This is a genomic window from Clostridium pacaense (assembly GCF_020709765.2).
Taxonomy (GTDB): domain Bacteria; phylum Bacillota; class Clostridia; order Lachnospirales; family Lachnospiraceae; genus Enterocloster; species Enterocloster hominis.
The window spans coordinates 60,023-82,343 of sequence record NZ_JAJFEB020000019.1 but is presented as its reverse complement, the minus strand read 5'-3'; the positions used below and the strand labels follow the sequence as shown (position 1 = coordinate 82,343).

Below are 22,321 nucleotides of genomic sequence, written 5' to 3'. Positions count from 1 at the left end.
TTGCCCTGCACCTTATTTTGTCCGGATTCCTGCCATAAGACAGAGGACGGAAATGAATTTAAATACTGCCCCTGTACAGCGCTGGTGCCGCATACACCAAACTTGTTCTATTTTCATATAGTACTAATAAGCCGGCAAGCCCCATGGCCCCGGCCACTAAAACAGTTTGACGCAGGGGGATTACCGCTTGATTACATTAAGTCTATGCATGATTGTGAAAAATGAAGAGGCAGTGCTAGAACGTATCCTGAAACCCATGTCCCTGGCCGCAGACCAGATCATCATCATGGACACCGGCTCCACGGACAGGACCAGGGAGATTGCCAGACGTTATACACAAGAGGTCTATGATTATCCCTGGAAGGATGATTTTTCCGCTGCCAGGAATGCTGCCTGCGAAAAGGCTGTCATGGATTACTGGATGTGGCTGGATGCAGATGATACCGTCAGCCCTGAAACAGTAAGGGAGCTTATAAAACTGAAGGAAGAACTGGATCCATCCACGGATGTGGTAATGATGAAGTATGCCACTGGCTTTGATTCCAAGGGCAGGACAACATTTTCCTACTACAGGGAAAGGCTTTTAAAAAATCATCATGGTTTCACCTGGCGGGGACGTGTCCATGAGGCCGTTACCCCAACGGGGCAGATTATATACACGGATATTGAAATCCGGCATAAAAAGGAGGGAGAAGGGGACAAAGACCGCAACCTCAGGATTTATGAGGCCATGCTTAAGGACGGGGAAGCGCTGGAACCCAGGCATCAGTTCTACTATGCCAGGGAACTCTACTACCATGGGCGCTATGAGGATGCCATCCAGGCGCTGGAGGGCTTTTTGAAAGAGCCGGAAGCATGGATTGAGAATAAGATTGATGCCTGTCTGCATCTGGCCTACTGTCATGAAAAACTGGGCAGGCAAGAAGACGCCATGAAGGCCCTGACTGAAAGTTTTGCCTATGACAAGCCCCGCGGGGAAGCCTGCTGTGAGCTTGGAAAACTAAAAATGGACACCGGGAAACTATCAGAAGCAGTTTACTGGTACGAACAGGCCCTCTCTTTGGATCCGGATGAACAATCCGGGGCCTTTGTCCAGAAAGACTGCTATGGGTACCTTCCTTCCATCCAGCTGTGCGTATGCCATGACAGGCTGGGGGACCATAGACGGGCATACTATTATCACCAGAAATCACAGAAATTCAAGCCGGACAGCGAGGCAGTAAAGCTGAACCAGGCATATTTTGAACGGATATTGAAACAAAAAGTGGAGGCAGTGCCTCCCAAACAGTAAACAAGGAGATGTTGCTATGTATTTTAATTTTCCAAATGGAATGAATCAATATAATGACGGCGATATGGACGGCCGCGGAGAATCCATGAACATGGGCCAGCGCCGGCCAGGCTGCGGAGGCGGGTTTCCCTCTGTTTCCTGTCCTCCCCCGGGGTCAGGGTGCGGATGCTGCGGAAGAGGACCCACCGGGCCAATGGGACCAGCAGGACCGGCAGGACCAATGGGGCCGCGGGGATGCCCCGGAGTACAGGGACCAACCGGTGCAACAGGCGCCATGGGGCCACAGGGATATGTAGGACCTACCGGAGCCACCGGAGCCAGGGGACCACAGGGATATACGGGTGCGACAGGGCCAGCAGGTCCTCAAGGACTTCAAGGTATCCAGGGCCCCGCCGGACCACGCGGTGCTACGGGAGCCACTGGACTTCAGGGACTTCAAGGTATCCAGGGACCAACCGGTGTGACCGGTATACAGGGAATCCAAGGACCACAGGGTATCCAGGGGCCTGCCGGAGCCAGAGGAGCGACTGGTGCTACGGGAGCAACCGGTGTACAAGGTCTTCGCGGCCCCACCGGAATTACTGGCGCCACCGGTACAACTGGCGCCAGCCCTGTCATCACTGTAGCAGGAACCGTCACAGGCAATCCCGGCTCACAGGCGGCTGTGGATGAAACCTTTACCCCCAACGGGGCACAGCTCCTGTTCACCATACCGGCAGGAGCTACCGGCCCCCAGGGGCCTACCGGCCCTACCGGCCCTGCAGGAACACAAGGCCCCACCGGAGTCGCAGAAACCATCACAATTCGCAATACTGCCACAAGTACGCCTGGATCAGCTGCCGCAGTCGTGGATGTGACCGGAAGCCCTGACCATGTACTGGATTTTACCATTCCCGCTGGGCCTACCGGCGCTACGGGCGCGGCTGGCGTTACCGGGCCAACTGGGCCTGCTGGGGCCGATGGTGTGACCGGACCCACTGGCCCTGCCGGCACTGATGGTGTGACTGGTCCTACTGGCCCTACTGGGTCCGATGGTGTGACTGGTCCTACCGGCCCTACTGGCGCTGACGGTGTGACTGGTCCTACTGGCCCTACTGGGGCCGATGGTGTGACCGGGCCAACTGGCCCTGCCGGTGCTGATGGTGTGACTGGTCCTACCGGCCCTGCCGGCGCTGACGGTGTGACTGGTCCTACTGGCCCTACTGGGGCCGATGGTGTGACTGGTCCTACTGGCCCTACTGGCGCTGATGGTGTGACTGGTCCTACTGGCCCTACTGGTGCTGATGGTGTGACTGGCCCTACTGGCCCTGCTGGCGCTAATGGTGTGACTGGTCCTACTGGCCCTACTGGCGCCGACGGTGTCACCGGACCCACTGGCCCTGCTGGTGCCAACGGTATGACTGGACCCACTGGACCTACTGGCGCCGACGGTGTCACCGGACCCACTGGACCTACCGGCGCCGACGGTGTGACCGGACCCACTGGACCTACCGGCGCTGACGGTGCGACTGGACCCACTGGGCCTACCGGACCCACTGGCCCTGCTGGTGCCGACGGTATGACAGGACCCACTGGACCTACCGGCGTCGACGGTGCGACAGGACCTACCGGCGCCGACGGTGTCACCGGATCCACTGGACCTACCGGCCCTACTGGCGCCGATGGTGTCACCGGACCCACTGGCCCTGCTGGTGCCGACGGTACGACTGGACCCACTGGACCTACTGGTGCCGACGGTGTGACCGGACCCACCGGACCTACCGGCGCCGATGGTGCAACCGGACCCACTGGCCCTACTGGCGCCGATGGTGCGACAGGCCCTACTGGACCTACTGGCGCCGACGGTGTCACCGGACCCACTGGCCCCACCGGGGTAGGTGTCATATCACTTGCTCTTACCGTAGATGCAGGAACCGATACAATCACAGGCGGAATCGTCACGTTAGACAACGGGACTAACGTTCCTATTACCGTAACAACAGCATAAACAGTCCCCTTAAAACCACTGTAACCGCCAAAATCCATGGGATGTCTTGTAATATAAGCAGGAATCAAAGTCATTTCCGCCCAAGGAACCGCTGTATGTGTTTGTAAAGCTTTCTCTTTAGCGATAATACCACTCCATGCCCATCCAATGGAAGGATAAGTTACAGAATAAGGCAATATGACATGCGGCCCAATAATGCCGCAGTCCAGCCGCAGTTTATAAAAACCCCTGTTCCAGCTTCGTGCCAGAACAGGGGTTTTTAATTTCTTACACGCGAAATCAATAAAAAATCACAAGCCTTTTAGCAGGATTCAGATTGATTTTATAACTAACCAGCCACTTACAGAGCGAACTTTGACAGGCTGTCCACGCTGGATTCATCCACAATAACCAATATAAAACCGTATCCAGGAAAAACATATCCTATCCCAAAACCGCCGCTTTACACATTTTAAATATATAAAGCCAGTTGTCAATATGGAGGGGTTATAATACATCCATCTGATAAAACCCCATCTTTGAGTCAGCCGCTTTAGGTCATAAAGGCCTGGCGGGCTTTATTGAACGCTGGACACATGTACTATTATAGGGACTTTATCCCATCTGTGACAGGAGGAGGATTACCATGGCGGAACAGGAGGACATGTTCGTTCACAGAGTATGCCAGTCCGTGCCGTGTCCAGTCCTGTAGATTGCCCGCTCCACCATGCAGGCATTATTGCCCCTCGTTCTACGGATGTGACCTCTGCTGCTGTCCATGCAGGCCACAGCAAAATCCCTGCTACAGATAAGTGACATGCCTGATTCTGTATCTCCATTCCCCCTCAGGACAACGTGGACTGAAAAGGGCCGCAGACAGGTATCCGAACCCAGTCTGCGGCCCCTTATATCATCCTGACCCGGCCCTCTGCATTCTCTAACGGACCGTAAAATAATTGTGGTACATCTGGAAAAAGTTATCCGTGGTACATCCTTCCCCTTTGGAGAAATCCACGATTTCATCCAGATTATCCTTAAGTTTTACGGTGTGTTCCTTCACAAACGGTTCATAGATGGCCAGGAATGCCCTGGTCTTTTTCTCCTGGGCCAGCATGCTCTTTCTCGCCGCGGTGGCTTCCTCATCATAAGCATTGGTACATTTAAGGATGTAATATTTCCCATCCAGTTCCAGGATATCGCTGATTTCATTCTGCTCCAGGGAAAATGCAACCTCCTCCCTGGTATCCATTTGGCTGCTCCATTCCAGGGTATGGTTAATCTGCACATCCCTGGAACTCCTGGATGCAATATTGGCAAAGTCGGCATTGGCCTGCTGTACCTGGGACAGTATATCTTCAGCCCGTTCCCTGGAGTCCAGCACAATCTGCTGTACCTGGATTACTTTTGCCTCTGCATCGCTCACCTCCAGATTCTCATCCTTTGTAAGTTCTGCCACCAGCTTATCCGCCCTGTAATATTCACAGTACAGGTCATAGACCTCATGCTCAGTCACATCCATATAATCCCGGTCCTGCTCCGACAGCCCACGGTAATATTCTTTTGCCAGTGACTTCAGACTGTCCTTTTCCTGCCCGGTCAGTTCTATCTCCTGTTCATCCGCCATAAGATTGGTGGTCCCCAGTTCAATGAGGAACTGCTCAATCTGGCCCAGCAGCTTTTCCTCAAATGTGGCGCCGCTGTCATCCGCCTTTACAGACCACAGCTGGCTGGTATATATGTTCTGATACCGGTTGCGTTCCGTGGCTGCGACCACCATGATCTGTCCCTTTGTGTAATCCTTTTCAACTGTCCTCACACCTTCAGATGATACCGTCTTTTTGGAACAGCCGGTAACCGACAGCCCAAATACCAGGCACATGGCCAGCCCCATATAAACAGCCCGCTTTTTCATCCCCCGTACTCTTATTATTTTACTTATGTCCAATACGGAACTCCTTTCAAAGCAGGTGTTTCAGGATTTTAAGCACACCGTCATTCTCATTACTGTCTGCCTGGAACCTGGCCGCCTTCCTCACCTCATCCCTTGCATTGGCCACCGCGAAACTATAGTAAGCCTGTTCCAGCATTTCCAGGTCATTTAACTGGTCCCCGAATGCCATGGTCTCTTCAGGCTTTATGTCCAGGCTTTCCTGAATCGTGCGGATTGCCCTGCCTTTATTCACACCTTTGGCCATACAGTCCATCCACATATCACCTGCACAGGACATCTTCAGTTCGTCCTTAAACTCCTCATAAATGTCCCTGCTGGCAGCCTCAATGCCTTCCGGCTTATAAATCGATACCTTCACACACGGCTCATCCAATTCAAGGAGGTCATTTACCCGTGTCAGATTGAACTTATAACTCTCTATGAGCCAGTTCATCAGTTCCTCATTGGAGGATTCCAGATAATCCCCATTGGCTCCTGCATAAACAATCTCCAGGTCCGGATATTGGCGGACCTTTCTTATCATGCGGTGGACCAGTTCCTTCTCTATCGAATACACATAAAGGCTCCTGCCGCAGCAGCCCACATATGCCCCATTGTTGGCGACATAGAATATCTTCCTCTTAACCGGTTCAAATGCATGTTCCACGCTGGCCCAGGGCCTTCCGCTGGCAATGGCAAACTGAATCCCTTTTTCGCGCAGCTTTAAAATGGTCTCAAATACTTCCGGATTAATCTTTGACGAACCGTCCGGCACAAGGGTCCCATCCACATCCGATACAATCAGCTTAATCATCTTCCCTGTCCTCCAAAAGTACTTTTATCTCCTGGTTCAGCCGCCCCAGAGGCAGGCCCACCACATTGGCATAATCCCCGTCAATCCCCTTTATATAGGCTGCAAACCGGCCCTGTATCCCGTATGCGCCGGCCTTATCAAGAGGTTCGCCGCATCCTGCGTAGTCACTCATTTCCTCAGGCGTCATGGGATATACATGTACATCGGTCTTCTCAGCAAAGGTAACTCCATGGGTCCTTCCCTCTCCCAGGCAGAGAAGCACGGTCACCCCGGTATATACCTGATGGGTTCTGCCCTGAATTTTCCCAATCATCTCATATGCCCTCATAGGTGTTCCCGGCTTTCCAAGGATCTCACTTCCCACAGCCACCACCGTATCTGCCCCGATTACCATGGTACCTGCCCCGCATCCGGCTGCTATGTCCTCCGCCTTCTGCCTGGACAGTTCCATGACCACCTGCTCCGGCCTTCTTTCGCCGGTCTCTTCCTCCAACTGACTGGGCCTGATTTCCGGTTCAATGCCAATCTGGCCCAGAAGTTCCTTTCTCCTGGGAGAGGCGGACGCCAGCACAACATGGTATCCGCCCCATTGTTCACCTCTATTCATGTCTTACTCCTATCATAATCTTCAGCCGCGCACAGCCTGAAGGATGTGCGGCCAGCATACCTGCCATACCACAGCGGTACGCCATGTCAATAAACCTTCAGCCGTCCTATAACCGGCTCCTCTTCCTCCATACCGCCCATGCGCAGCCTCAGGCAGTGTATGAAATCCACCAGGTAGAATACCGTCAGCCCCACTGCCAGCATATTGCCAACATTGCCGGGGATGCGGATTACCAGGGTACGGACCCTGCTGTCCAGCACGTAGAAGAAAAACAGGCCCAAAAGCCCCCAGGCCAGGCTGCTCTCCAGGCATACCATTCCTCTATAATTAAATGCCTTGTGGCTGTAATCCCACCAAAATGCGCCAAACAGGCGCACCATGATATTGGCAGTCACCAGTTCCAGGGTGGTGGCCATTGCCATGGATGCAGTATAAAGCTCAATCGGCCTTCCTGAAACCGGGCTTAGAAGCATACATGCCCCCAATGCCCCAAATCCATATATGATGCAAAAGGGGCCATGGCCAAAGCCACGGTCCACCACCGGCCGCTTATATTCAACACTGAGAACGACACATTCCAGTAAATATCCAAGGAAACTATACATAAAAAACCAGTTGATGAAGCTATAAATATCCATTCTATCTTCTGTCCTTCCTGTCTAATGTGACGCTATCCCCCAACACACTAAAAGTAAGGATTCATTCCCAGGGCCAGCAGGATTCCAAGAATCGCACCAGCCATGACCTGAAGCGGCGTATGTCCCACATATTCCTTAAGCTTCTCCTGAAGCACCTCCGCGTTCAGCTTCAGTTTCAGCGGATTCTCACTAAGGATGGAATTGAGAAGCTTGGCCTGCTTACCGGTCTCGCGTCTCACCCCGATGGCGTCATACATAACAACCATGGACACCACGAATGACACCGCAAATTCAAAGGAGCCAACCCCGTATTTAAGCATGGCGGCCGTGGTCATGCCGCAAACAGTGGCTGAGTGGGAACTGGGCATGCCGCCTGAACCCACCAAACGCTCCGCATTAAAGCTTTTATTGAGAGCAAAGTCAATCAGTGTCTTAAGGAACTGGGCAACCACCCATCCCATGACCGCACTGACAAGAACCTGATTGCCAAGCATTTCTGTCCAAACATTCATATTGTTTTTCTCTTTCCCCTTTCGCTAACGTCTGGCCGGCTGTGCAAAAAAGCACATCATCAGCCAGCGCTTAAACCGGGCCGTTGTTTCCAATGTACTGCATAGCTTATCCGCACAGGTCACGGCATATCCAGCCTTGGTCACAGGCGGTATGGGCGTCAGGGGCCACATATGGCGGAGGATGATAACCTCCTCTTCCCCTGTCAGTTCAAAATACTTCCCTGCGTTGCGGAGCGCTTCCTTGGGATGGGTAAACCCATGAAAATGCTTCCCTGTTTCCCTGGCATGTGTATGCCAGTCGTATAAAAACAAATCATGGAGAAGCCCTGCTCTCGCAGCGCTTCTCCAATTTCCTCCAAACCTTTTACATAACTTATATCCTAAATATGAAACCTGTATACAGTGGGCTTTACATGTGGTAGTCCCGTGCTGTATATACTGATCCATAGACTGGAATACAGGATGCTCTAAAATGTCCCTGACACAATCCATATATTCCTGATTCCCCGTGTAGTCATATAATCCGGACGGCTCCATGGGCATCACACCTTTCTTCTTTTATCAGATTCATTATCTGACATTTCAGGTCCGCTGTCAATATCCAATCAGCCAATCATAAAGTTCCTGATACTTGGCGGCAGAGGTTGACCAGGAATAATCCTTTGCCATGGCCCTGTCTATGATCTTGTTCCATTCACGGCGCTTATTGTAGTAAATATACATTGCATACCGCACGCTGCCCAACATCTCATGGGCATTGTAGTTGGCAAATGAAAATCCGGTGCCGGCACCCTCATATTCATTATATGGTTCAACCGTATCCTTTAATCCGCCTGTCTCCCTTACAATGGGAACCGTTCCATAACGGAGGGACATGAGCTGGCTCAAACCGCACGGCTCAAACAGGGACGGCATAAGGAATGCATCACACGCCGCGTAAATCTTATGTGACATTGGCTCAGAATAATAAATCTGAGCGGACACCTTATCATGGTACTTCCAGTCATAATGACGGAACATGTTCTCATATCTCTCGTCGCCGGTTCCCAGGACTACCAGCTGCATGTTATCATTACACAGTTCATCCATGACGCCCTGAATCAGATCCAGGCCCTTCTGGTCCGTGAGACGTGAGACAATTCCCACCATGAACTTCTTCTCATCCACAGGCAGTCCCAGTTCCTCCTGGAGCGCCTTCTTATTCTTTGCTTTTTCCTTGCGGAAATTCCTGGCATTGTACTTCTGGACAATATATGGGTCTGTCTCAGGATTGAATTCATCGTAGTCAATACCATTGACAATACCTCTCAGGCTGTTTGCCCGGGATCTCATAAGTCCATCCAGGCCTTCGCCATAGAACGGCATCTTAATCTCTTCCGCATAGGTATCGCTTACCGTGGTAATGGCATCTGCAAATACAATTCCGCCCTTTAACAGATTACCGTCCTTATAAGCTTCCAGCTTATCCGGAGTAAAGTAATAGCTGGGCAGTTCTGTAAAGCGCTGGATTGTCTTAACGTCCCATACGCCCTGGAACTTAAGGTTATGGATAGTGATGACAGACTTCATATCACGGAAGAAATCACCCTCATGGAACTTATCCTTAAGAAGCACGGGTATCAGTCCTGTCTGCCAGTCATGGCAGTGTACCACATCAGGCTGGAATCCGATAACAGGCAGTGCGGACAAGGCCGCCCTGCAGAAGAAACAGAACTTCTCCAGATCCCAGTACCAGTCTCCATATGGCTTGGGACCGTTAAAATAGCTTTCATTATCAATGAAATAAAAAGTAATGCCTTCATGTACATACTTGAGGATGCCTACGTAGCGGCTCTGTCCCAGGAAGTCCATATAAAAATGGTCCACATATTCCATCTTGGAACGCCACTGTTCCTTGATGCACAGGTACTTCGGTATCATGACCCTTACATCGAAATACTCCTTGTCAAAGCATTTGGGCAGAGAGCCAACCACGTCTGCCAGTCCTCCTGTTTTGATAAACGGCACTGCTTCTGAAGCTGCAAATAATATTTTCTTCATCCAAACCTCCCTCTCCTGACGAACAGGTTCCTTATGCCTTTCCATATAGTATACCGTATTTTACCGAAATTAGGAAGTTTTTTCTGACGAAATTGTTTTAAATTTTTTTGTATTCTAACAATATTTTATCTGAAATCAGCGCAATAAACTCGGAGTTGGTAGGTTTACCTTTGCCTGTGCTGATTGTATACCCGAACACCTCGTCAATGGTCTCCATTTTCCCTCTTCCCCATGCAACCTCAATCGCATGACGGATGGCTCTTTCCACACGGCTTGCAGTTGTCTGGTTCCGTTTGGCGATGGCGGGATAGAGGATTTTTGTGACGGAACTCATCATCTCCTGGTCCTCCACGGACATTGCGATTGCATCCCTTAAGTACTGGTAACCCTTGATATGGGCTGGTATCCCAAGTTCATGAAGCATTTTCGTAATATCCGTCTCCAGATGTTCCTTCATGTACTCTTCCCTGGTGATGTGTGACTCCTCTCCAGGTTCAAATGGAGCAGATACCACCTTCCCAGTCATCTGTTTCTCAGGCAGTTTTCCAATATGACGAATTTTATTCACCAGGATTTCTTTGTCAAAAGGCTTCATCAAATAGTAGTTGGCGCCTGCTTTAAACGCATCTTCTGTCATCTGTTCCCCGCCTACTGCACTTAAAATGATAAACGCAGGGTTTTTCATAAATGTATGTTCGCTCTTGACCTTTTCCACAACAGATATACCGTCAATTTTCGGCATAACTAAATCCAACAGCACAATATCCGGCGTTGTATCTACAATCATATCAATGGCATCTGCGCCATTGTCAGCCTTTCCAATCACGGATAATCCATCTTCAGCGTTAATCAGCTCATCCAGAGTATTCAGAATCAGCGGATTGTCATCAACAATCGCAACATTCAGCTTTTCCACTTCCTTTTACCTCCTAAAATTGTTTGCCTATGCTAAACTGCCTGCTAAAATATGTGTTAGTTGATTTTCGACCTTATGGTTTACAAAAATCCATATCATTCGTCCTGAGCTCCTGGCGAATCTTATTATATATGCTCCCCATAGCATATATCAACGATTCGTGGTCGCAATTTTAGACACGTGTCGAATTATCATTGTATCATTGAGGGTGACATTTTGCAATATATTGTTTTATCTATTAACAAATTTGTAATTAATATCCAGTACATTTTTGGAAATATTACACAATTCGACACATTTTTTATCATTTCCCTCTTTTTTCGACCATTATGTCCATATTTCTACAGGCAATATATAGAACGCACAGTCCCTTCATTTCTCCCTGTCTTTTGATTCAGAAAATTTTAAAATCCTGTCGGAACAGGATACCTGTAAACCGCAGATTCTTTGTGGAATGCGTATAGAATAGCCCCCCTGCCGCCGTCTATATGAGACACCGTTCCCCGGCAGATACCATACCGTTCCTGGATGTCCTTGGTATATTATCAAAATAATCCCGGGCTTTGCAGCATTAAATTGTTATTTAATCCACTGGATTGCAGGTAAAAAGAAGGAAAAGCCATTTCATGTGCCATAAAATAGAGTTATATGGCCGTGATTAAACAAGCTGGTTATATGACACAGAATTATGTCTGTCTCCTGTTTTGGTATCTATAACAATAATTCATACAATCCAGCAGCTGGCGCCTTTTCTCTTTCAGGAACATCTAATTCCGTTACTCAACAGGAATACGGTTTACTGTGCATTATCCGACATCAGGTGCATCCAGTCCTGGTTCTCATAACAGATAACAGATGAAAAAGACGGCCCGCTCATAAGAACCGGCCGTCCATTGACATGTCTGCATCAGACAGACATTATCTCGTCATCTGTGTTTTTTCTTTTCATTCTCATAGATTTCCAGAAACTCCACTGGATTTTTAGTAAAGATTTTTTCCAATTCATAAGACAGGGAAAATGGATCATACTCACTAAAAACATTGGGTATGTACTGATAAAGCTTATCCGCTATGCCCTGGACATGCTCTATATCAGTCCCGGTCAGGCTGTAAATTTTATTTTCAGTGAAAATGAGAAGCTTCACAATAAACGGGCCTCCCTTAATCCCAACTTGGGCGCATATCCAATATACCTTATGGCGTGGGATAGCCGTTACCTTTGAAGTACCTTTGGGGCCGCCCTTTACCCCGCATAGAAGCAAATAAGAAGGCATCAAAACAATCTTCTCTCCAGATGCCTTCGCAGGATCTGAAAATTTATCTATGTATTCCTCTACCAGGATTTTACCCTCAAGCGCTTCCCCGTCAATAATCCTTCCAGCCGCTTCCTGTGTATTATCCTTATAAGGGAGAAATAAATTATCGCCGTTCCTGGCGGTCCGTCCCGTTGCAATCAATTTAATCACTGTGCAAACCAGCACAAGACCTATTATGATGATTAAGTAAAAAGATATACTGCCATAGGAAATATTGTTGAAATTGATGGAATCCTTTCCAAGAAAATAAATGACTGCGAGGGCACAGGCAAACACAATCAATAATTTGTAAAACATTTTCCTCGTTGCCCTATTAACACGTTCTGATTCCTGTGCCAAGTATCCATGATCCATATTGGCTTTCTCCTTATAAGTTTATTCCGTACTGTTTACTTACGTATAACTGCATGGTTTATTTTTCAATTCATTATACTGTTTTTTCTTTCTGAGCACAAATCAATTCAGATGGGAAGATGCTGGATTGTAGGTTACCAGGATTGAGGTAACCAAGGCCTTGAAGCAGCCACTCCTGGGGATACAATCCTTTAACCTCCTCTGAAGCAGTTACCTGGAATGTTATTGATATTGATAGGAGGTTACGTTTCTGCCGTTATCATAAAAAAGGCCCCTGTATATTCAGCTATGGCGGAGCCGTTTAATTATGATTAATTTTTTAAGCTGTTAGTGTGGAATTGCTGGGATTGTAATTGGATGTACCATCACGCAGGTGGTGACTATAAAGCGGACGAATGAAGATCTACTTTATAAAATTTCAATCCACACCACCACGCAGGTGGTGACATCTAACTGCTTTTTCCTTATAGCATCTTCTAAGATTTCAATCCACACCACCACGCAGGTGGTGACAACAGAAACGTATCACGGATGCAATTAATGGATTATTTCAATCCACACCACCACGCAGGTGGTGACATGTTTCCTATAAATAGGAACAAAGTTTCTATAATTTCAATCCACACCACCACGCAGGTGGTGACATTTCCGCCAGCTCCGATGCAGATGCCACCTTGATATTTCAATCCACACCACCACGCAGGTGGTGACGCAGAGCAACCGGCAGACAGCGGATAAGCTGATAATTTCAATCCACACCACCACGCAGGTGGTGACCCCGAAACGAGTACCAGGATTTAAAAGCGAAATATATTTCAATCCACACCACCACGCAGGTGGTGACCTGCTGCAAGGCTGCTATTTTTTCGCTGTCCCGTTATTTCAATCCACACCACCACGCAGGTGGTGACCGTTGACTACAGCGCGGACAAGACACTGTACAGATTTCAATCCATACCACCACGCAGGTGGTGACAATTCAAAGGTACCCAAAACAGAAGCGGATAAAAATTTCAATCCACACCACCACGCAGGTGGTGACTTTTCAGTCGATACGGCAAAGAGCCTGGTTAAAATATTTCAATCCACACCACCACGCAGGTGGTGACGAAGGAGTGGAAGAGACAGGTAAATGATTTGTTATTTCAATCCACACCACCACGCAGGTGGTGACTGATGATTGCGATGGGGTATGGGTTGATTATCTATTTCAATCCACACCACCACGCAGGTGGTGACCATAACCTTCGGGGACAGCACGGATTACGTCCTGATTTCAATCCACACCACCACGCAGGTGGTGACGTAAATTTTTAGAGGACATGGGCCTGACCAAGATTTCAATCCACACCACCACGCAGGTGGTGACTGACTTAAAGGACAAAACCTCCCTGGACGAACTATTTCAATCCACACCACCACGCAGGTGGTGACTCTGCGGGATATCCTCATCCTTTCCTTTTCTGAGATTTCAATCCACACCACCACGCAGGTGGTGACAGCAACATAATATGTCCGGTATGAGACATCAAGGATTTCAATCCACACCACCACGCAGGTGGTGACTCGTCTGCCAGAAGGAACCAAGCCAGATACAGGCAATTTCAATCCACACCACCACGCAGGTGGTGACTATCTGCAAATGTTGGACGTTCCCTCCTTACATCATTTCAATCCACACCACCACGCAGGTGGTGACGTATGTTCGCCTTAAGTTCCGATATGTCAACCTTATTTCAATCCACACCACCACGCAGGTGGTGACGAGGATTGATATATATTCATACTATATTGCTAGATTTCAATCCACACCACCACGCAGGTGGTGACCAGAATGGAAGTGAAAATATATACCTTGCCAGACGATTTCAATCCACACCACCACGCAGGTGGTGACTGACAAGTCCGGGGAAGTAATAGCGTATCACATAGCATTTCAATCCACACCACCACGCAGGTGGTGACAAGCGAACGCAATCGGAATTTCTGCGGCAGCAGCAGATTTCAATCCACACCACCACGCAGGTGGTGACAGCAATTCTACACAACCAATCATACCTACCCCCATCAATCTCCACAAAAATTTCCTACATCAACCGCGTATCGCCTCCCCAACCACTCGTACCATCCAAAATAACGCCCTCTATTCCCAATTTTCCAGGTGCGAACCTCCCAGGATTTTCATGTACGCTTCCCATTCGCACCAGGGCCTGCTTGAAAATTCATTCCCGCCATCTGCCATCTGGGCGCCCCGCTTCGCGGTATATTTTCCCCAAAGGGGGACACCCTGCTGACGTGAAAGCAATTTTCAAACATACCCTAAAAAATCAAAGGCTCATCAACCTTAATTCCTTTACCGACGCCTATCTGCTCCACCTTTGCCTTATTTTGATTCCCAAGATAATAAAACCTCAGGCTGTCCACGCTTTCATCTATGATATCCGTCAGTATCGACTTCAGCATCAGGCACTGGCCAGGATCCAATATACATTCAAATACGGAATTCTGGACCCGGGTTCCGTAGTTAACACATTGTTTTGCCACTTTCCGCAGTCTGGTCTTTCCTGCTGCTGTTTCCGTATTTACGTCATAGGTAATCAGGACCAGCATATGCCCTCCTACTTCCAGAAAAATGGCGGATATTCATCGATGTCACCTCTCAAGAACCTGGCCAGCAGCATGGCCTGGACAAATGGTATCATCCCCCACTCCACCTTTTCCCCCAGATAAGGATGGGTGATGACGTCTTTTTTCCTATTCTGCCACTCTGTCAGAAGATTCTTTCTTGCCTTATCGCTCATCAACACCGCGCCATCTTCTTTTTTGGTAAAATCCTTCCCAGTAACCATCTTCCGGTTAATCAATGCCAGCACGAAACGGTCAGCCAAAACCGGTCTTAATTCCTCAATCAGGTCCAATGCCAGCGAGACACGCCCTGGTCTGTCCGTATGCATGAATCCCACATACGGATCCAGGCCAACGGTCTCCAGCGCAGAGGCAACCATACCGGTCAGCAACGTGTAAACAAATGATAACATTGCATTCACATTATCCAACGGCGGCCGTTTATTCCTGCCTGAAAATATAAAATCCTTTTTCTGTTGCAGAATCAGCTGATTGAACACGCCAAAATAGACGCTGGCCGCCTCTCCCTCATACCCTCTCAATTGCGCCATGTCCGTACATGCTTCAATGTATCCCAACGAATCCTTTAAAAATCCGGAGGCCCGTTTCATCTGTTCAACGTCCACCTGAAAGCCATGATCCCTGGTTGCCCGTTCCAGTACCCAACGTGAGTTATATACCTTGCCCAGTATGTAGTTCCTGGCTATCCCAAGGGCTATATCAGAATCATTGGACGCTTCATACTGGCGTTTCCTAAGGATTACATTCCCCTTAACGCTTCCCGTAACCCTTGCCAGGAATTTCCCCTGTGGCGTTAAAAAGCACAGGGAAATATTCCGGCTGGCACATCCGCCCATAAGCGCCGGGCTGGCTCCCCGATATCCAAAAGACACGATTGCTTCCAGATTATGCAGCGGTATCCGCCCCATTTCCTGGGACTGGTTGAAAATTACCACGTTTTCTCCATCCAGTGAAAGATAACTGTCCTCGGACGTCACATACAAGGTGTTCAGCAATTTCTTCATCCGCAATCCTCCGTTATGGTCTTATGGATATATCCTTTAACAGAAGGTGTCTTTCCCAGTTTAGGCAGGCAGATATCCTTCAAGGAGCAGGCATTGCAGCTTTTGGACCATCTTACCTTGGGCGTATACCGCCTGTCATACATCTCATGCATTTCGGCGAAACTTGAACTTACCTGCTCTTTAAGTTCCTCTGAAAAGACAACAATCTGTCTGCGCCGTGTTTCTCCGTAAAAAACAGCACCTACCTGAATATGGGTTGAAAGCATCTCCTCCAGGCACATGGCCTGTGCGGTCAGCTGCAATATGTCAATCTCCGTATCTTTAGGACTGCCCTTCTTATACTCAATTGGATAGACATCATAAAGTCCCCTATGCCCATGGATGGAAATCCCGTCATCCGACTTCCTGAATTCCACAATATCACACTCACCGCTTACCCCCATGGTTCTGGAAAATACAGGCATTGACCTGCTGACTATGACATCCTTTCTCTTTTCATTGAAATATGGGTCGTGGGCATTTTTATGAAGCAGTTCCCCTGCCACGGTATATTCATTTTCCTGCCATTGCTGCTCAATATGGATTAATGCCCACTGTCTTCTACAGAATGCAAAATGCTGGATTCCAGAAAGCATCAGAAAATCTTCTTCCCTATACTCCATCATATTTTCCTTGATATCTCCACGGATTCCGGAATCTGCCCTTCATGAATGGTTACGGAATAATCCCTGTACTGTCTTGGATAGAGGACGTCAGCCTGTTTTTTCACCTCAACCGCGTCAAACAGTTTATAAGCCGGGCAGTCTCCCAGTTCCTTGCTGTGCTTGAACACAATCAGTTCCCTTACTGCCATCTTGCCCCTTGCCGCCGAATGGTCAATTTCGAACATATTAATGATGGCCTCCCAAAGCAGATCCAGATCTTCCTCAGAAAAACCAGTAACTTTTCTTGCCAGATTGGCGGAAATATAACCTTCCGCACGGTAAAGGGCATAGGGGACAATGTTCTTCCTTCCCATCTCCGTGCTTTTATTCTCCGCATCCTTCTCTGTCGTGATTGCCACACGGGTGATGGTCACTTCCTGGCTCACGATTGGGTCAATACTTCTGGCAAATCCCAACTGTACCGGTCCCCGAACCTGGCCGCAGTTCAGCGCCGCCTTTACAAACGTGGTCATGACGGCCCCAAAAGTCCTGATGTCAAAGAAATTCCGGCACATGAAGTCCCTGATTTTCCGGTCCACATCAGGGTCTTTTTTCTTTAATTCCTTGATATCCTTATCATTGGTATGCAAGTCTTCATACGCCAGGTTGTCGCTCCGGTTTAATGGCACATCTTCTTTTATGTAAATTTTGTATCCAGTTTCATCTTCTTTCACAGTCTCCACATAATTGCGGATTTTGCGTTTTAAGCATACATCGGTCACAATTCCATATCCGCTTTCCGGGTCAATCCTTGGCAGGTTTCCTGCGTCCGGATCCCCGTTGGGATTTCCGTTTTCCACATCGAACAATATAACAAATTCATACCTGTTTTTAATTGCTTCTCCCATCTTATTCTTCCTCCTTCGCTTTCTTCTCATACCGCTTCTGTGTCTGGAAATAATAACCCAGGTTGAAAATCCCCTGGTCCTCTAAAGATAACCGCTTAGGATAACTTGGAACGCCTTCACATGACTCTACGATTATATTCTGAAGTTCAACAAGGATTTTTTCATAGTAAATCTCCTTACCCTTGTTATTCATTTTCCTGATATGGCTGTTCTTCAATTTAAACAGAATAGGAAAAATCGATGCCGGCGTGGCACAGGCGGCATTAAAATAACGGTCCTTAATTGTTGCATTAATTCCTGGATTAGCCTCCTGTTGAACCGCTTCCAGCACGGCAAATTCCCGCCCCAGAGTATAAGCTACATTCTTACTGTTTTCGTTCAGTTCCACTGTCAATACCTCCTTATCGCAAGTTCCGTTCCTCAATAAAAATGCCTTGATAATCGCCGCCCTGCCTCTTGTTATCTTATATATCCCATTGTCGCTGTCATCCTGTTCCGCCCTTATCCGCCCCATGACCGCCATGTACAGGGAGTTAGGATACCTGTCACCGGATATGATGGAACGGTACACAGCCCCTGCCATATTGGATGCCGGCTTCTTGTCCCTGGACTTCTTATTCACCGTCTCCATCAGCATACGCCATACCCCCAGATACTGGATGCTATCTTTGGCAGGCCGGACTATTTCCATCCGGTCGTAATGCTCTTTTAAATGTCTTAGGATATTTCCAAAACTATCCTGATAAAAGAAACGGACCGCAATCCTGGCCGCATTTGGCGCCAGGCCTAAGATATAAAACCGTTGTTCCAGGGAAATGCTTTCCTCAACCCCCTGTATATGGATTGCTTTCCCGGCTTCCAGATTCTTAAAGACCCCGTCCACAATCTCAAAGTTCTCAATGGTTGGCTCCGCTACCCCTGAAAAAACATTCTGGCATACTTCATTTCCATCCTCAGACCAATAGACAACCGTAACATCCCCAATGGTTGTCACATGCTTCTTATCTGCCAGCAGATGGTTCAAGGCAGTGGTATAGGCATAAGCCGCATACTCTCCCACAGGAGCATTGTAACTCTGTTCCTTTCCATAAGACTCAAATGCCGGTGCGTTAAATGATACCAGGGCTGCTCCGCTTGACTGCGCCCCCTGCACGCCTTTAATGGTTCCATGGATCCGGGAAATCCCGGTTCTTTTGCCCGTGACCAGGCAAATGCCTTCTGGTCCAGCCGATGCTCCGGCCCGGTAAGCCTCCCACGCCGATATTATGGAACCGTCCAACTGCGCATACTCATCATCCACATAAAATACAAGGTTAGCCCCTGCCATTATCTCTTCCAATGCATCTGACAACACAGGATCATCCTGCGCTTTTTCAGGATCCCAGGTATCAAAGTACCGGAGAATAGCTTTTCCTGCGCGGGATTCTACGTCCTGAAGTATTTTGATGTGCTTTTCTTTTGCACATTGGAAACATTCCTTTGAACGTTCCGGTTTTCCTTTATTATCCATGCCCAAAAGATAGCTGGAATTATCACATAAAAAATTGGAGGCAATACCGGAGGAACGGGTAACCATCTGAGGAACCTTCATGGATTGAGGCTCTAAGACCATTTTCTTTCCTCTCTCTTTTTCCACTTTCAGAGGAATGACCCGCTTCAGTTTTCCATCACCGGACAATTCAAGCGCAAATGACACTTTTGCCGTGCACCAACCCGGGCTGCTGATTTTCCCCTTCTGTTCCAGAGTCTCATAATATTGAACCAGTGACTGCAAAATCATCGAATCACCTCGCAATCCCGCACATCCAATATACCATTTGTCAACACAGCCCTGAAAAACATGGGCTGGATGTCTTCCGGATCTGAATAATCAAAGTCATACAGCATATATCCCAAGTCCCTTTCTTCCCCTTCATATGCCGTATCTACATTTTCCTGCTCAAACAATTCAAAGTTTGCCGGGAATTCCCGGCACCCAAAATACGGCATATGATAACACTCCCCACGCCGTAACCGCCGCATGACTATGTCCTTAAATTTTCCCGGATTATCACATGGGCTGGCCTTTTCCGTCATCTCAAAATGTGCCTCAATCACATAGTCCACGTCCCGCAGCAAAATAGCGGCACGCTGGACAATATCCTCCTTGCTGCTGATAAATAATGGCTTGTCCCCTCCATTCATGACCGACAGCACATTGTTTGCCGATATCTTGCTCTTTACTTCGTTCCTTCGGATGCTGGTAAACTGAACTGGTTTTCTTACATAAATCCGATCCACAACCCACCGCATTCCTGGATGCCAGTAAACAGCTTCCAAAATCCCTCTGGCCGCCGATGGCGTCATCATGTCATAGCTGCATCGTTCTACCTTCATCTCCGGTCTGGAAAAAAGGGCCAAATCACCCCAAACCCGGACCTTTACGCCTTTTCCCATGAATCAGGATCCCTCCTTCCTGCTACAATATATTTATGGTTAATATCTCTTACAGATAATCAGAAAAATACTGCTTCGCCTCTTTCCACCTGAATCTCCAGGCCAGTTTCCTCTGTATACTGCTCCCTGTTTCTTAAAATATAAAGTTCCATTGGGATTGCCTCCAGCCTCCCGGCTCCATTTAACGTTTCAAAATCCGCCTCATAAATATTGACACAATATTGTCCTGCATCCCGCATCAACTGACGGGAATGCTCTCCTCTGCGGATTCTCTCCACTATTTCTTTTGCTTCCGGCTCTTTGTCAATCAGAACCGTCCTTGTATCATTTTCAATCAATCTAAACTGTTTTGCAACAGTTGCAAAAGGAAAAAGATAGGTACGCCGCCCGTCTTCCAGCTGTCCGACAATATTCTTAGCATCAAGGCCTTCCCCTTTGAAATGATAAAGCCTTGAAAAATAAGAATCGATTGCTTCCAAGGAGGTGATATCTTCATATTCCTCAACAACCTGCTCCGCTACCTTTATAGGCAATTTTAACGTTGAAGGATTATGAATCCCATCATTCTTTTCCAGTGTGAAAATAATTGTACTGCAATCCTCCCGCGGCCGCTTCCCCTCCCTGTTACAACGCCCGGCAGCCTGGATGACAGAATCCACCCCCGCCAGTTCCCGGTATACTGTCTGAAAATCAAAGTCTACCCCCGCCTCGACCAAACTTGTAGATACAAGCCTGCAGGGCATTCCATTCTTCAGCAATTCCCTTACGGTTTTTAGCAAACGTTTCCGATGCTTTGGATACATAAAAGTAGAGAGATGGATTGCTGCCCCCTCGTCCTTTAATGCCTGATACACTTGTTGAACCCGCCTTCTGCTGTTCAGGATACAAAGCACCTGTTTCTCTTTCTTTAATCTTTGTACTAATTGCCCTTCTGATAACTCCCCTGCATTTTTCAGAACCGTGCGTTTGAAAAATTCATATTGCCCTTTCACATCGGGACATACTTCTTTTATCATAATATGCTTGGGAAATAATGGTTTCAGGGAAGGCTGGGTTGCTGTACAGAGGACAGCCGTACTCTGGTAGTTATAAACTAATTCACTAATTGCTTTTATACATGGTTTAAGATAATTGACCGGAAGCATCTGCGCTTCGTCAAATATGATAACGCTATTGGCAATGTTATGCAGCTTCCGGCATTTTGAGGTTTTACTGGCAAACAGGGACTCAAAAAACTGGACATTGGTAGTCACAACAATAGGGCAATCCCAGTTTTCAGATGCTAATTGTACCGGTTTCAATTCCTCCGAATCGTTAAAAACCACATTACAATGGTCTTCCAAAACATTTGCCTCTCCCAAAATATCTTTAAATACCTGAGCGTTCTGTTCGATGATGGATGTGTATGGAATCACATAGATAATACGGTCCATGTTATGGGTTTTTGCATGTAGAAGTCCAAATGCAAGTGAAGATATGGTCTTTCCGCCGCCAGTAGGAACCGTCAGTTGATAGAGTCCGCGACTCCACGTTCCGGCCTCAAGGCATGCCCTTAAGATTGCAGTTCTTCTTCCGTTCACTGTATCGGTATCTTCATTTTCCAACCACGGTTCCACGTGACAGAACAGACGTTCATACAACGTATGGATAGAATCGAAACCACCTCTCTTTTTGGAACTTCCAAGCATGAATTGTTCCGTGTTAAGATAATCTGCATCTACCAGACACGAAAAAAGCATCCGGATAAAAAATGACAGGCTAAATCCCCCATCGCCTAATGGTCTCAAAGGAATTGCCGGAAACTCAGGAATCCCGATTTCTGACCGAAAGGCCTGATAGTCTTCAAGCCTTTTCTTCATGCGCCCTTTAAGGGTAGGCTCTCCTCCAGTATCAGCGGTACTTCCCCCATCCAAAAGCCCGGAGTGATGTCCCGATATGCAATATGCGCCAATATAATTCTTCCTGTCATATAATTCCCGTGCCCCCGCCGTGGCATGGTCCGTAATGGCCCCGCCCCGAAGACGCTGCTGGAACTTATCCGAATACTTGCCAATGTCATGAAGATATCCGCATCCATATCCCCATTCCCTGCACCCAAAGGCCTGTGCAAAATCCCCTGCTAATCCGGCGGTTTCGATGAGATGGGACGCGATACTCTGCTCCGTTGTTTTATCTTCTGATATGTGCGCTAGATAGATAATATAGGCCTCCTCCTTTCTGCATTTTATTGTGGGTATTTATTACGTATGATAATGATGGTATTTAAGAGAACTGAATTAAGGCTATTTGTATGCAGATT

18 protein-coding genes and 1 CRISPR repeat array are annotated in these 22,321 nt (G+C 48.0%); of the genes, 2 read left to right on the top strand and 16 right to left on the bottom strand.

Features of this window, described 5'->3' with window-relative positions; genetic code table 11:
- Nucleotides 1-187: 187 nt before the first annotated feature.
- Together LK536_RS52575 and LK536_RS52570 are read left to right on the top strand one after the other, a co-directional pair.
- A complete protein-coding gene (locus tag LK536_RS52575) occupies nt 188-1,291 on the top strand; it encodes a glycosyltransferase (RefSeq protein WP_227796864.1) in 1,104 nt (367 codons plus the stop codon).
- 16 nt (nt 1,292-1,307) lie between these two features.
- Nucleotides 1,308-3,278 (top strand): collagen-like domain-containing protein, encoded by a 1,971-nt coding sequence (locus LK536_RS52570; RefSeq protein WP_329602272.1) that lies wholly within the window; start codon nt 1,308-1,310, stop codon nt 3,276-3,278.
- 916 nt (nt 3,279-4,194) lie between these two features.
- Here LK536_RS52570 and LK536_RS52565 read toward each other — a convergent pair.
- The 16 genes from LK536_RS52565 to cas3 form a co-directional block, all read right to left on the bottom strand.
- On the bottom strand, nt 4,195-5,169 hold the full coding sequence (locus LK536_RS52565) for a peptidylprolyl isomerase (RefSeq protein ID WP_227796865.1): 975 nt from the start codon (nt 5,167-5,169) through the stop codon (nt 4,195-4,197).
- 46 nt (nt 5,170-5,215) lie between these two features.
- Nucleotides 5,216-6,001: an HAD family hydrolase gene (locus LK536_RS52560; RefSeq protein WP_025486480.1), complete on the bottom strand. Its 786-nt coding sequence runs from the start codon at nt 5,999-6,001 to the stop codon at nt 5,216-5,218.
- Nucleotides 5,994-6,608, bottom strand: a complete 615-nt coding sequence (locus tag LK536_RS52555; RefSeq protein ID WP_008717994.1) for a Maf family protein — start codon at nt 6,606-6,608, stop codon at nt 5,994-5,996. Before LK536_RS52555 ends, LK536_RS52560 begins: the two co-directional genes overlap by 8 nt.
- A gap of 86 nt (nt 6,609-6,694) precedes the next feature.
- The gene (locus tag LK536_RS52550; protein WP_008717996.1) at nt 6,695-7,246 is read right to left on the bottom strand and encodes a putative ABC transporter permease; all 552 of its coding nucleotides are present in this window, start codon (nt 7,244-7,246) and stop codon (nt 6,695-6,697) included.
- A gap of 47 nt (nt 7,247-7,293) precedes the next feature.
- Nucleotides 7,294-7,758 (bottom strand): divergent PAP2 family protein, encoded by a 465-nt coding sequence (locus LK536_RS52545; protein WP_008717998.1) that lies wholly within the window; start codon nt 7,756-7,758, stop codon nt 7,294-7,296.
- Nucleotides 7,759-7,782: 24 nt separating this feature from the next.
- On the bottom strand, nt 7,783-8,070 hold the full coding sequence (locus LK536_RS52540; protein ID WP_330507688.1) for a hypothetical protein: 288 nt from the start codon (nt 8,068-8,070) through the stop codon (nt 7,783-7,785).
- A 282-nt stretch (nt 8,071-8,352) separates the two neighbouring features.
- The gene (gene glgA, locus LK536_RS52535) at nt 8,353-9,798 is read right to left on the bottom strand and encodes a glycogen synthase GlgA (RefSeq protein ID WP_008718001.1); all 1,446 of its coding nucleotides are present in this window, start codon (nt 9,796-9,798) and stop codon (nt 8,353-8,355) included.
- 97 nt (nt 9,799-9,895) lie between these two features.
- Complete coding sequence (gene spo0A, locus LK536_RS52530; RefSeq protein ID WP_008718004.1) at nt 9,896-10,714, bottom strand: sporulation transcription factor Spo0A; 819 nt, start codon at nt 10,712-10,714, stop codon at nt 9,896-9,898.
- A 926-nt stretch (nt 10,715-11,640) separates the two neighbouring features.
- On the bottom strand, nt 11,641-12,384 hold the full coding sequence (locus LK536_RS52525; protein WP_227796866.1) for a hypothetical protein: 744 nt from the start codon (nt 12,382-12,384) through the stop codon (nt 11,641-11,643).
- Between the two features lie 415 nt (nt 12,385-12,799).
- Nucleotides 12,800-14,417: a CRISPR direct-repeat array (repeat unit 32 nt; unit sequence ATTTCAATCCACACCACCACGCAGGTGGTGAC).
- A 286-nt stretch (nt 14,418-14,703) separates the two neighbouring features.
- Nucleotides 14,704-14,994 carry a CRISPR-associated endonuclease Cas2 gene (gene cas2, locus LK536_RS52520; RefSeq protein ID WP_227796867.1) on the bottom strand — a complete coding sequence of 97 codons (291 nt, stop codon included), beginning with the start codon at nt 14,992-14,994 and terminating at the stop codon, nt 14,704-14,706.
- An 8-nt stretch (nt 14,995-15,002) separates the two neighbouring features.
- The gene (gene cas1c / locus LK536_RS52515) at nt 15,003-16,034 is read right to left on the bottom strand and encodes a type I-C CRISPR-associated endonuclease Cas1c (RefSeq protein WP_227796868.1); all 1,032 of its coding nucleotides are present in this window, start codon (nt 16,032-16,034) and stop codon (nt 15,003-15,005) included.
- Nucleotides 16,031-16,696: a CRISPR-associated protein Cas4 gene (gene cas4, locus LK536_RS52510; RefSeq protein WP_227796901.1), complete on the bottom strand. Its 666-nt coding sequence runs from the start codon at nt 16,694-16,696 to the stop codon at nt 16,031-16,033. Before cas4 ends, cas1c begins: the two co-directional genes overlap by 4 nt.
- On the bottom strand, nt 16,696-17,586 hold the full coding sequence (gene cas7c / locus LK536_RS52505) for a type I-C CRISPR-associated protein Cas7/Csd2 (protein ID WP_227796869.1): 891 nt from the start codon (nt 17,584-17,586) through the stop codon (nt 16,696-16,698). The genes cas4 and cas7c overlap by 1 nt, the downstream gene beginning before the upstream one ends.
- Before the next feature lies 1 nt (nt 17,587).
- Nucleotides 17,588-19,366, bottom strand: coding sequence for a type I-C CRISPR-associated protein Cas8c/Csd1 (cas8c, locus tag LK536_RS52500; protein ID WP_227796870.1), 1,779 nt, complete (start codon nt 19,364-19,366; stop codon nt 17,588-17,590).
- Nucleotides 19,363-20,022, bottom strand: a complete 660-nt coding sequence (gene cas5c / locus LK536_RS52495; RefSeq protein WP_227796871.1) for a type I-C CRISPR-associated protein Cas5c — start codon at nt 20,020-20,022, stop codon at nt 19,363-19,365. The genes cas8c and cas5c overlap by 4 nt, the downstream gene beginning before the upstream one ends.
- A 59-nt stretch (nt 20,023-20,081) precedes the next feature.
- Nucleotides 20,082-22,175 carry a CRISPR-associated helicase Cas3' gene (cas3, locus tag LK536_RS52490; RefSeq protein WP_506092228.1) on the bottom strand — a complete coding sequence of 698 codons (2,094 nt, stop codon included), beginning with the start codon at nt 22,173-22,175 and terminating at the stop codon, nt 20,082-20,084.
- Nucleotides 22,176-22,321 lie beyond the last annotated feature (146 nt).